This window comes from Verrucomicrobiia bacterium (assembly GCA_036405135.1).
Classification (GTDB): domain Bacteria; phylum Verrucomicrobiota; class Verrucomicrobiia; order Limisphaerales; family JAEYXS01; genus JAEYXS01.
The window spans coordinates 56,536-68,150 of sequence record DASWYF010000034.1; the positions used below are offsets into that span (position 1 = coordinate 56,536).

At 55.9% G+C, this 11,615-nt stretch carries 9 protein-coding genes; all 9 read right to left on the reverse strand.

Annotation, left to right across the window (positions count from 1 at the left end; translation table 11 throughout):
• Positions 1 to 8: 8 nt before the first annotated feature.
• Complete coding sequence (locus VGH19_16255) at positions 9 to 1,007, reverse strand: peptidylprolyl isomerase (protein HEY1172922.1); 999 nt, start codon at positions 1,005 to 1,007, stop codon at positions 9 to 11.
• A gap of 10 nt (positions 1,008 to 1,017) precedes the next feature.
• Positions 1,018 to 2,616, reverse strand: coding sequence for a phosphoglycerate dehydrogenase (serA, locus tag VGH19_16260; protein ID HEY1172923.1), 1,599 nt, complete (start codon positions 2,614 to 2,616; stop codon positions 1,018 to 1,020).
• A gap of 376 nt (positions 2,617 to 2,992) precedes the next feature.
• Positions 2,993 to 4,939 carry an Rne/Rng family ribonuclease gene (locus tag VGH19_16265; protein ID HEY1172924.1) on the reverse strand — a complete coding sequence of 649 codons (1,947 nt, stop codon included), beginning with the start codon at positions 4,937 to 4,939 and terminating at the stop codon, positions 2,993 to 2,995.
• Between the two features lies 1 nt (position 4,940).
• Positions 4,941 to 6,140, reverse strand: a complete 1,200-nt coding sequence (gene rodA, locus VGH19_16270) for a rod shape-determining protein RodA (protein HEY1172925.1) — start codon at positions 6,138 to 6,140, stop codon at positions 4,941 to 4,943.
• A 14-nt stretch (positions 6,141 to 6,154) separates the two neighbouring features.
• Positions 6,155 to 8,125 carry a penicillin-binding transpeptidase domain-containing protein gene (locus tag VGH19_16275; protein HEY1172926.1) on the reverse strand — a complete coding sequence of 657 codons (1,971 nt, stop codon included), beginning with the start codon at positions 8,123 to 8,125 and terminating at the stop codon, positions 6,155 to 6,157.
• 11 nt (positions 8,126 to 8,136) lie between these two features.
• A complete protein-coding gene (locus VGH19_16280) occupies positions 8,137 to 8,688 on the reverse strand; it encodes a hypothetical protein (protein ID HEY1172927.1) in 552 nt (183 codons plus the stop codon).
• Positions 8,685 to 9,482, reverse strand: coding sequence for a rod shape-determining protein MreC (gene mreC / locus VGH19_16285; protein HEY1172928.1), 798 nt, complete (start codon positions 9,480 to 9,482; stop codon positions 8,685 to 8,687). The genes VGH19_16280 and mreC overlap by 4 nt, the downstream gene beginning before the upstream one ends.
• A gap of 103 nt (positions 9,483 to 9,585) precedes the next feature.
• Positions 9,586 to 10,611 carry a rod shape-determining protein gene (locus tag VGH19_16290; protein ID HEY1172929.1) on the reverse strand — a complete coding sequence of 342 codons (1,026 nt, stop codon included), beginning with the start codon at positions 10,609 to 10,611 and terminating at the stop codon, positions 9,586 to 9,588.
• A gap of 236 nt (positions 10,612 to 10,847) precedes the next feature.
• Positions 10,848 to 11,507 carry a S24 family peptidase gene (locus tag VGH19_16295; protein HEY1172930.1) on the reverse strand — a complete coding sequence of 220 codons (660 nt, stop codon included), beginning with the start codon at positions 11,505 to 11,507 and terminating at the stop codon, positions 10,848 to 10,850.
• Between the last annotated feature and the right edge of the window lie 108 nt (positions 11,508 to 11,615).

Below are 11,615 nucleotides of genomic sequence, written 5' to 3' on the forward strand. Positions count from 1 at the left end.
CAGTCTTCTCACTTCTCTTCGTCCAGAAAATACTCGAGCTTCGCTTCGTCCTTCACCTTTTTGTAATAAGCAGGCAGTTGTTTCTGCACCTCTTGGGCCTGCAAGCTATCCTTGATTCGCGATGACACTTCTGTGAGCGGAATCTTTCTGGCCGGCATCTTCTCGATCACCTTGATGATGTGATAGCCGTATTTCGATGTCACCACATCGCTGATCTGTCCGGGCAGCAATGCAAACGCCACCGCCTCGAACTCCGGCTCCATCTTGCCGCGCGGGAAGGTATACTCGCCGCCGTTATCCTTTGAACCACGGTCTTCCGAAAACTCCTTCGCCAGTTTGGCGAAATCTTCACCCGCCTTGGCTTTCATCAGCACCTGATCTGCTTTCGCCCGTTTCTCTTTCTTTTGATCCTCGGGTAAATCCGTGCGCGTTGTCGAATCCAGCGTCACCAGGAGAACATGTGCGGCCTTTACCATCTCCGGCTGGTCAAACGCCTTCTCGTTCTCGGAGTAGAACTTCTTGATCGCATCTTCGCTGATCACCACCGTATTGGCCAATTCACGTTCCACCACTTTGCGGACGATCATCTCTTCTTCCGCCCGTTGGAGGAACGTCTCATACTTCATCCCCACCGCCTCCAGGCGGCGCTTAAACGCTTCCTCATTTGGGGCGCGCTTCTTCGCCTCTTCCACCACTTTCTCAGCCGCTTTTTTCGCCTCGCTCTTCTCGTCTGCGGTCGCTCGGTTAACAATCAGGCGTGACAGCACGATACGATCCACCAAGTTCGTGCGGAGACGGACGCGGTCAGCTTCCGAGAGTGTCTGCCCTTGTGCCGCCATGGTCGCGCGCAACCCCAAGATCGCGTCATCCAGCTCACTTTGCTTGAGCTCCACGCCCTTGCCTTTGACGAGCACCTTGTCCGCGAATAACGGCTCAGCCGCTTGCGCGTTTTGCATCAAGCTCGCTGCTCCAATGATCGCTACCAACCATTTACCAAAAGACTTCATATTTCTATCCTTACAGATTCACGACCTTCACATTGGTGATGTCCGTATCCTTCTCCAGTTCTGCCAGGAGTTCCTTCGGCGGCAAACTGTCGAGGCTCAACACCGTTAACGCCTGACCACCTGCGGTATCGCGGCTCAGGCTCATGTTCGCGATGTTCACCTTATGCTTGCCCAGCAGCGTACCTACATGGCCCACGATGCCCGGACGATCGTTGTTGTTCAGCAACATCAACACCCCGTTCGGCACGATCTCCACCGGCTGGCTGAAGAGGCGCACGATACGCGGATTGTTCGGCGAACCGAAGAACGTGCCGCCGGCCGACACCACCTTGTTCTCGCCTTGGAACGCCTGCACGTGCAACCACTCGTTGAACGTCACCGGCTCCGTCGAGCGTTTCTCTTCCACCGTCAATCCCAACGTAGATGCGACGCTCCGCACGTTGATATTGTTCAAATCCTTCACCGACGCCTTGCTCAAGAAACCTTGGATAACAGCGCGCGTCACTGGATCGATGTTCGGCAACTCTTGCGCCTTGCCGCCATATGTGATGTGGATGCGATCCACTTGGCTCGGTGCGAGCTGCGTGATCAACTTGCCGAGCTTCTCGCCGAGAGTCAGATACGGCTTCACCTGCTCGTACGTCTTCGCATCGAGGTAAGGCATGTTCACTGCATTACGGACTTCGCCCGTGAGCAAGTAACCCGCGATGACCTCCGCCACTTCGATACCGCACTTCTCCTGTGCCTCATTCGTGCTCGCGCCAAGATGAGGCGTGAGGATGAGCGAAGGATGTTTGCGGAATGGATGATCTGCCGCCAACGGCTCTTCTGCGAAGACGTCCAGACCTGCGCCTGCGATTTTGCCCGATTCTAAAGCCGCCAGCAGATCCGCCTCCACGATGATCTCACCACGTGCGCAATTCACGATCCGAACATTCGGCTTCATCTTCGCGAACGCCGAGGCGTTCAACATGCCTTTCGTCTGTTCCGTCACAGGCATATGCACCGTGATGAAATCAGCCGCACCATAGATCTCGTCCAAATCACCGCTGAGCGTCACGCCCATCGCTTTTGCCCGCGCTTCCGTCAGGAACGGATCATAAGCCAGCACCTTCATGCCGAAGGCCAGCGCCCGCTTCGCCACTTCACTGCCGATACGGCCCATGCCCAGCACGCCGAGAGTCTTGTTCAGCAGTTCCACCCCTTGGAACGCCTTGCGATCCCACTTGCCCGCCACCATTGTGCCGTGCGCTTGGGGAACTTTGCGCGCAAGGTTCAGGATCATCGAGAAGGTCAACTCCGCCGTGGTCACAGTATTACCGCCCGGCGTGTTCATCACGATCACACCCTTCGTCGTGGCATACTCCACGTCCACGTTATCCACACCCACACCAGCGCGACCGACCACCTTCAACTTCTTCGCCGCATCCAGCACGTTCTTGGAAATCTTCGTCTCCGACCTCACCACGATCGCATCCACATCGGCCACCACCGGCAGCAACTCCGCTTCCGGCAGACGCTTGTCCAAGACTACGACATTGAACTCCGGGCGCTGCTTAAAGAGCGCGATACCCTTCGGCGAAATCGGATCACAAATCAAAATCTTCATAAAACAGAAAGCGGACTGTAGGCAGCACCACGGGTCAGGTCAAATCACAACCTGCACCGATTTTTCATCTACTTTTCACCCTCCCGCTTTCGATGTTTGGTGTCGGATGCTTTCCCATCTTTAACTTTTGCCTTCCTTGCTTCTGATTTATTTTTCATACCTCATCCTAAACCGGTCACTAGGACAATGGCTGTCCTACCCTCTCTTTTTATCAAGCGCACAAAACAAACCTAACCGACTATCCATTAACACGTTACGAAAAATTATTTTTGCGGCCGAAAATTTCAAAAAAAAAGACAAACGCCTTTTCGATGCTTGCTGAAGCAAAAAGCCCCAGAGAGATCTCCGGGGCTTTTGAATTTTATCCCTTCAGAACTTAACCACCAACGTGGGCGAGTTCCTCGTTATTGATGCCGTTGAGGATCTTGAACTCCTCGGCGTGGAAGGCTGGTTCCGCACGGAACGCCAGCTTGCCGAAGTAGCGCTTCTCCATCTCGATGAGGAGCTTCTCATCTTCCGTGCGCAGACGTTGCAGCACGGACGGATGCACCACGATCTTGAGCTGGAAGTCCGATTCATCGCGACCGCGCTTCTTCAGGATTTCGCCCAGCTTGCGCTGGATCTCGACGCTCATCGTCTCAGAGCTCTTCACCTTGCCCTTGCCCTTGCAGTACGGGCAATCGTCGTACACGGCAGAGCGCACGCTCTCGCTGTGGCGTTGGCGCGTCATCTCCATCAGACCGAGCTGGGAGATGGGCAGGATGTGCGTCTTGGCCTTGTCGCGGCGCAAACCATCGCGCATGCGGTTGTAAACCATCTGCTGATCACGGCGGCCCTTCATATCGATGAAGTCCAGCACGATCAAACCGCCCATATTGCGCAGACGCAACTGGCGGCAGATCTCTTCCGCCGCTTCCAGGTTCACTTTGAGGATGGTCGTCTCCTGGTCCTTGCTGCCCTTATGGCTGCCGGTGTTCACGTCGATAGCTACCAAGGCCTCAGTTTCATCGATCACGATGTAACCGCCGCTCTTCAAATGGACCTGACGTGAGAACGCGTTCTCCAACTGGCGGGCGATGCCGAACCGGTCGAAGATGGATTGCGATTCGCTGTAGAGCTTCACCTTGCCCATCGAGCGCTTGGAGATACGGCCGATCAGCTCGCGCATGCGGTCGTATTCCTTAGGGCTATCGATGACGATGCGCTCCACATCTTCCGTGAGGAAGTCGCGGACGGTGCGTTCGACGAGGTCGGGTTCTTGGAATACACAAGTGGCCATGGGCTGCTTGTTGATGCGTTCCTGTATCTCTTTCCATTCGTCCAGTAACATGGCGAGATCGCGCACGAAGTAACGCTTCTGCTGGCCTTCACCCACCGTACGGATGATCACACCCATGCCCTCCGGGATGGAAAGCTCGCGCAGAATCTTTTTCAAACGCTGGCGCTCTTCCGGGTCTTCAATCTTGCGGGAGATACCGCTCTGATCGGAGTTCGGCAACAGCACGAGGTAACGTCCCGGCAAAGCCAAGTGCGTGGTCACACGCGGGCCCTTGGTGCCGATCGGCCCCTTGGTCACTTGGATGATGATCTCGCTGCCCACAGGATAGAGGCGCGGGATGTCCTTCTGCGTGATACGCGGCTTCTCGCGGCGTTTGTTACCGCGATCCACCAGCTCTACGCCGGAGTCGAGGTTGCTCGGGACGATGTCCCAGTAATGCAAGAAGGCATTCTTCTCGAAACCGATGTCCACGAACGCGGCTTTCAGGCCGTCTTCGAGGTTCTTGATCTTGCCCTTGAAGATACTGCCCACGAGGCGCTCTTCCGAGGTACGCTCAATGGTGAACTCTTCCAGCTTGCCCTCTTCGAGCACGGCCACGCGAGTCTCGAGAGACTCGGCGTTGATCACCACTTCCTTGTGGATGCGTTTCTCTGGCGGCTTGATGAGGCGCTGCACCTTGCGGATGACCTTCTCGGCCGTCTGCTTGATGGACTCGAGCAAGTTACGCGGTTTCGCGTCCGGCACAGGCACGGGCACGAAGGATTTTTCCTCTTCAGGAGGCAGGACGGTGGCTGGCGCGTCAGCATCGGAGACTTCGCCTTCGACCGGTCCCCCGGGAGGCAGTCCAGCTGCGATGTTCTCTGAGCGTTCGATCTCACCTTCACTGCGATGCCGTTGGAATACCGGCTCATCTGAGATGGTTTCCCCCACGACCGCGGCACGGGCGTCCTGAGCCTGTTTGTCAGGCTTGGGCGCCTGTGGACCACCCGGTGGGCGGAAGCGCATGCCGGGCCGGCGGCGTCGTGAAAAATTACGGTCACTCATATCAATACGATTTGCGGTGTATATAGATGTTCTGCAACAGGCCTGCTGCGATCAGCGAACATAACACTGAAGACCCGCCGTAACTTAACAGCGGCAGTGGTATGCCCGTGACAGGCATGATGCGGATGTTCATGCCGATATTGATGAACACATGGCTGAACAGCAGGGCTACCACCCCGCTGGCCATGATTTTACCCAGGCGATCGCGTGCCTGGCTGGCAATCCTTATGCCAGTAAACAACATCACAGTGTACAGGGCCAGGACCGTCGCGCTGCCCACGAATCCGCTCTCCTCGGCAATGACAGAGAATATGAAGTCGTTATGGGCGACGGCGCGCGGCAGGTAACCCAGGGCATTCTGCGTGCCTTCACGCCAGCCCTTGCCAGTCAACCCGCCTGATCCGACCGAGATCAGTGCCTGTCTGATGTTGTACGATTTTGTATCCTGGACAGCCTTGGCCGCCGCACGTTCCCTTTCGGTCGCACCGGGCGGGGCAAAATCCAGGCCAAAGTAAACGAGGAGCCTTTGTTTCTGGTAATCCTCGAGCTTGATGAACTGCAAATTCTTGGGGGCGAAAAGCACATCAACCATCACCAACGCTACGACGATCGTCACCCCGCCTATCAACCGTCGCAGAAACTGCACCGGAACGCCCGCCACAAACATCATGACGAAGCCCACCGGAATGAATACGAGCGCCGATCCCAGGTCTGGCTCCTTCAAAATCAACACAAACGGCAAAATCATCAATCCAAGCGATTTCAAAAATATCTTGGGCTGGCGCAATTCATCCACTGGCCGGCTGAGGAAATGCGCCATGAACAGGATGAACGCCATTTTGGCGAATTCCGATGGCTGTATCTGGAAGAATGGGAATTTGATCCATCGCTTGGCACCCCAGCCGTTGTCCACTCCCACGCCCGGGATATAAAGCGCCAGCAGAAACAGGATGGATGCCCAATAAGCGATCAATGACCAACGCGTGAGAATCGGATAATCCACCAGACACACCACGGTTGCACAGAATGTGCCTGCGGCATACCAGATCATCTGCCGGAAATAGGGCTGATCCCAGAGGGCGAGCTGGGCGGCACCTTCACGATTCATCGTGGCACTGAAGATGAACAGCACTCCGAACACCATCAGGCCAAAGAGGCTCGCCACCATCAGCCAGTCCAGCCGTGGTTCGCGCGTGTTCAATGATGCTTTTCCAATCATCCGTTATTTGGCGTCCAGTTTGCACCGGTCACCCGGTTGCTCTGTTCCAGCTTTTGCAGTGCTTCGTAAACCCATTTGGTCATCGGCGCACAGGTTCTGCCGCCAGAAGCGCCGCTTTCCACCATCGCCACAACGGCATAACGCGGGGCGTCAAAGGGGGCGTAAGAGACAAACCAAGTCGTGCGCATGGTTTTTGCATCGGCAGTGCCCGTCTTGCCGCACACTTGCCAGCCGCTGATCGCGGCACCCTTGCCCGTCCCTTCGGGATCGGCGACATCGTCGCGCATCGCTTCTTGCACCAGTTTCAGATGGGCAGGGTTGAACTTGATCTCATTGCGCACATGGCCTTTGGGAAATATTTCCGCCACTTTGCGAAACCCGTTTACCTCTGACTCCAGACGGTCGACCAGGCGCGGCCAAAACACCTTGCCGCCATTGGCCACGGCGGCGGTCATCACGGCCATTTGCACGGGCGTCACCGCTATGTCACCCTGCCCGATGCTCAAATTCGCCGTGTCACCGGCAGTCCACTGCCCGCCCATGTTCTTTCGGCGCGTCCCGACCTCAGGAAAATATCCGCCCACATCCTGCCGCGTGGGCAGTTCAGTCTTCTCACCCAGGCAGAATTGATGGCCCATCCGTAAAATATTATCCAGTCCCGCATCCAGTCCGTGATCAATGAAATAGCAGTTGCAAGATTTGATGAAGGCCCGGCGGAAATCGAAACTGCCTGCTCCAGCGGTGCAATTCTTCTTTTCCTTTCCAACAAAGTACAAGCCCCGGCTCTCAAACTGCGCATGGGGGTTCAATTTCCCCGCCTCCAAGGCGGCGAGCGCGACTACGATCTTGAACGCTGAACCGGGCTGGTAGATCGCAAAGGAGGCGCGATTAAGCATCGGCTTGAGCTCGGGATCATTTATTTTTGCATATTCTGCATGGGTGATGCTGGGCACGAAAGAATTTGGATCAAATGTCGGCGCCGAGGCCATCGCCAGGATATCGCCATTTCTCACATCCATGGCGACCAAGGCAGCACGGGCACCGAAACCCTGTGCTTTGAGCGCATCTTCCGCCGCCTTTTGCACCTGTGTATCAATCGTCAGAATCACATCATCCCCTGGTATCGGCGGTTGCCACAAGTTCTCTGCCTGCCGATACTGCAGGTTGTTTACGAGCAGTGATTTCACGCCCGCCATACCGCGCAATTCCTCATCAAACGCTCCTTCGATACCTACCATCCCTTTGAAATCCGGCAGACGGTAGTCAAATTTGACATCCTCGATCTCTCCGGGCGCCTTCTCGGTTTTGCCCATGTAACCCAGCAGATGCGCCGCGCGGCTTTCATGCGGATAATAGCGCAAAGATTGCACCTGCAAGTCGACGCCCGGCAAAGTCGAAAGGCTCTCCGCAAACCGCGCGACTTGCTCCGGAGTCAGATTCTCCACCACCGGCAACGGCATGAATATCTTCGTCTCATAATGCCTCCGAAACTCTTTTTCAGTCAGGGTCAATGGCACGCCCAACACCTGCGATATCCGGCTCACCAGATTGTTGACCACGGCGAATCTCGCTTCGCGGCCCATGGCATCGATCTGCGTTTGAGTCAGGCGCAACCGTTTTTTCTTACCCTCAGGCAACACCCTGTTCTCCTGCTCGATCCGGGCAAGCTCATTACTCCGCACGAGCCTGTACTGGCTGCGAAAGTACGGGCTTAACTCTTCCAGATACAGATTCACGTTGTACGAAGGACGGCTCTCGGCGAGTATTTCCCCATTGCGATCCAGTATCCGTCCGCGCACCGCTGGCACACGCACTGTGCGATACGATTGCGTCACCAGACTCTGCTCATACTTCTTATAGTTGACCACTTGCAGGAACCACAGCCCGGTCGCGAGCGTAAGCATGCCCGCCAGCACGCCTATGGCTAGCCAGCGCAACTTCGCGTCACCCCGTTTCAATTGGTCCACGATCAGCATCTTTAGTGGCGTCCTCTCTTCATCTCGCGATTATGATTGAACGTCGTCTCCGGCAACGGCTGGTAGCTCAACCAATGATCCACCAGGTCGAACACGCGAAAGATCAGCGGCGTCGCCAAGCCGCATCCCACACTCATCACCAACCATTGCCAGAGTGAACCCCACCCGAGCAACGGCTGCTTGCCGAGCGTTATCGAGAGCAATACCACCAGCAGCGGCACTGCCGCTCCGGCCACCATTCCGATGATGATTTGCGCCGACAACTGCTCCCGTAGAACCAGTTCCCGGAAATGCATCAGCACCATGCCTGCGATCATCAACGGACCGATGGTGATGCCCAGCGGATTGAGCGACAGTGAATCCAGCCAAAGCCCGCCAAACACCGCGATCAAACTCGTCAGCAGCGGATTCCCCGTCAGGGCTGCATACACGATCAACGCCGGCAACAGATCGATCTGCGCCCCCAGCCACACCCGGATGAAATCCACCGTGGATTGCGCGAAGACGATCCCGAAGGTCGCCGCCATGATGACTGTGAGTGTGAGCGCGTTCATGGCATTTGCTGAGGGGGCAGGAGCACCCACACTTCCTCCAGTTGGTTCACGTTCACTGCCAGCTTCACCCGTGCATCCACATACAACCCATGTTCGACCGTCTGGGTATCGACGATACTGCCGATCAATATGCCGGGAGGAAAAATACCGCCGTGACCGCTCGTATACACCGCCTGTCCCGGTTCCAGCTTGCTGTTACGCGTCAGATAAGTCATTTCCACCAGATTCGGGTCCAGCACCGCCGCAGAACTTGACGGGCCCACCACACCCTTCTCACGCGACTTGTCCACCACCGCTGCCACTTTACAATCCTGGCTGCCGATAAGGACTACGAGCGCCCGGTGTTGCCCCACCGTGTGGACCCTACCTACCAATCCCTGTGAGGTCATCACGGGCAAGTTCGCCCTCACACCTTCTGCGCTGCCGATATCGATCTGGATCGTTCGCCACCAATTTGACGGATCGCGTCCGATCACCTTGGCCATTCTCGGCTTCCAGATTGTCTGCGGCTTCATCTGGATCATCTGGCGCAAACGGTCGTTCTCCATCTTGATGGAGTCCGCCTGCATCTTCACGATGCGCAACTCCTCGTTCTCCCGCCGTATCTGTTCCATCTGGTTGATGAGAACTCCCTTGGGTAACGTCATGTCCGCAACTTTGCCCGTAGCGGTTTGTGTGGATTGCCCAATGCTGAAGAGCGGGAGGAACAGCGCCGAGACGGCCAGCTTCACCCGCGCGGCTGTCTGGTCCGGCAGGCTGAGCAGCAGCAGCACTAAAAGCAGTACTGCTGACATGGCCACATAGTGCGCCCGTTTAAACATCTGTTCTACCCGTCACAAAAACTGTTCGGGGCAAACGCAGAACTGAGTGGGATTTGTCTCCTTAACTATCGTGGTATCAACTGCGGCTTGAGGCCACGCGCTTGAGGAACGAGAGTTCCTGCAAGACACGGCCAGTGCCTTCTGCGACAGCCGTTAGCGGGCTTTCGCCGATATGCACCGGCAGGCCGGTTTCCTGCGCCACCATGCGGTCAATGCCGCGCAGCAACGCCCCACCACCAGCCATCACGATACCCCGGTCCACCAGGTCGGCGGACAATTCTGGCGGGCAGCGTTCCAGCGTGATGCGGATTGATTCCAAAATACTGTTGAGAGGTTCCTTCAGTGCCTCGCGTATCTCCTCGGAGCGGATGGTCAGCGTTTTGGGCAGACCTGCGGCCAGATCACGGCCTTTGACTTCCAGCGTCAATTCCTGCTCCAGAGGAAAGGCCGATCCGATCCGGATCTTGATCTCCTCCGCGGTGCGTTCACCGATCATCAAGTTATAGGCACGCTTCATGTGGGCGATGATGGTCTCGTCAAACTCATCTCCCCCTACGCGCAAGCTGCGGCTGAACACGATACCTGCCAGCGAGATGATCGCTATCTCGCAAGTACCGCCGCCGATATCCACAATCATGTTGCCCGCCGGTTCGTGAACCGGCAGACCTACGCCAATGGCCGAAGCCATCGGTTGTTCGATCAGATAGACCTCTCGCGCTCCGGCATGCGTGGCGGAATCTTTCACCGCCCGCTTTTCCACTTCAGTAATACCTGAAGGCACCGCCACCACCACCCGGGGGGCGATCAATTTCCTATGGTGAACCTTTTGGATGAAGTGCCGCAACATCGCCTCCGTGATCTCGAAATCCGCGATCACGCCGTCCTTCATTGGACGAATGGCGACAATATTACCCGGGGTGCGCCCAAGCATCCGCTTGGCTTCCTCACCCACGGCGAGCACATTGGTGGTCCCCGCCTCAATGGCGACGACCGAAGGCTCACGCAAGACTATGCCTTGGTCGCGAACATAAACGAGTGAGTTCGCTGTCCCAAGGTCAATGCCGATGTCGTTGGAGAACAGGCCTTTAATCTGCGCAAACATGAACTATGCCTAATTGGAATTTATCGTAAGTCGGCTAATTCCTTGGGGTCAAGCTATTTAAGGCAAACCGTGTATTATTTTGCCCAACCGTCACCAATAACACTAACAATTCAGCATCCAATATATCGGGCAGATCCTCCTAATCGCGTTACACCAAGTGCTCGAATCATATTTAACCCAACTCACACCTTTTACGAACTGCTGGTAATCAGCGATGAACAGCGAAGATTTCCTCCCTAACGCCGACGATAGCGGATAAGGCTATGCATAGGATGGATGAAACGGAACTGGTCACGACGGTATTCCAAGGACGGATAAACAGGATTGTAGCTGGTGAGACGCACCATCTCGTTATTCGGGCCGTAGGTGTGGTAGAGCTTGAAGAGGACATCGCCAGACTCTTCCAGACGCGCGACGACGACATCACCGTTACGCGGTTGTTCATTCGGGAGGAAGATGACGCGGTCACCAGACTTGAACTCAGGCGTCATGGAGTCGCCCTCCAAGATGAGCGCGTATGCGTTGGGGTCTTGGCAATCGCTGTTCAGGTATTCATCGATCTGGGCGGACAAATCGGCAAAATCACCCCCCTGCCCCGCTGAGGCCCAACTGACTACGGGAACGCTATGGCTTTTACCTTCGGCCTGCCATTGCGCAGCCAAGGCGCGAGGTGCCGTGGAGTCATCACCATAAAACCATGGGATAGGACGATTGTAGGTTTCGGAAATCTTCTGGATCTTGGCGGGATGCGGCAAGGTCTGGGCCATCTCCCATGACTGCACGGAACGCAATGCAACATCCATGGCATCAGCAGCTTGACGTTGAGACCAACCTTTAGCGATGCGGCAATCCAAGAGGCGTTTTGCCAGCATCTGCTTCTTTTCTGCATTTTTCATTTGACGAAATCCCTTGATTACGACACTTTATATGCAGCAAGGAGGCCGATATGGCAACAGAAAAAGAAGTAAAAGCAGTATCAGATGATTTTACCAACTCAAAATGGA

What these genes read in the sequence shown, in the direction of transcription:
- VGH19_16290 (HEY1172929.1), bottom strand. Translation starts at nt 10,611, where the DNA reads ATGTTTGCGCAGATTAAAGGCCTGTTCTCCAACGACATCGGCATTGAC.
- VGH19_16255 (HEY1172922.1), bottom strand. Translation starts at nt 1,007, where the DNA reads ATGAAGTCTTTTGGTAAATGGTTGGTAGCGATCATTGGAGCAGCGAGC.
- VGH19_16280 (HEY1172927.1), bottom strand. Translation starts at nt 8,688, where the DNA reads ATGAACGCGCTCACACTCACAGTCATCATGGCGGCGACCTTCGGGATC.
- VGH19_16295 (HEY1172930.1), bottom strand. Translation starts at nt 11,507, where the DNA reads ATGAAAAATGCAGAAAAGAAGCAGATGCTGGCAAAACGCCTCTTGGAT.
- serA (HEY1172923.1), bottom strand. Translation starts at nt 2,616, where the DNA reads ATGAAGATTTTGATTTGTGATCCGATTTCGCCGAAGGGTATCGCGCTC.
- mreC (HEY1172928.1), bottom strand. Translation starts at nt 9,482, where the DNA reads ATGTCAGCAGTACTGCTTTTAGTGCTGCTGCTGCTCAGCCTGCCGGAC.
- VGH19_16265 (HEY1172924.1), bottom strand. Translation starts at nt 4,939, where the DNA reads ATGAGTGACCGTAATTTTTCACGACGCCGCCGGCCCGGCATGCGCTTC.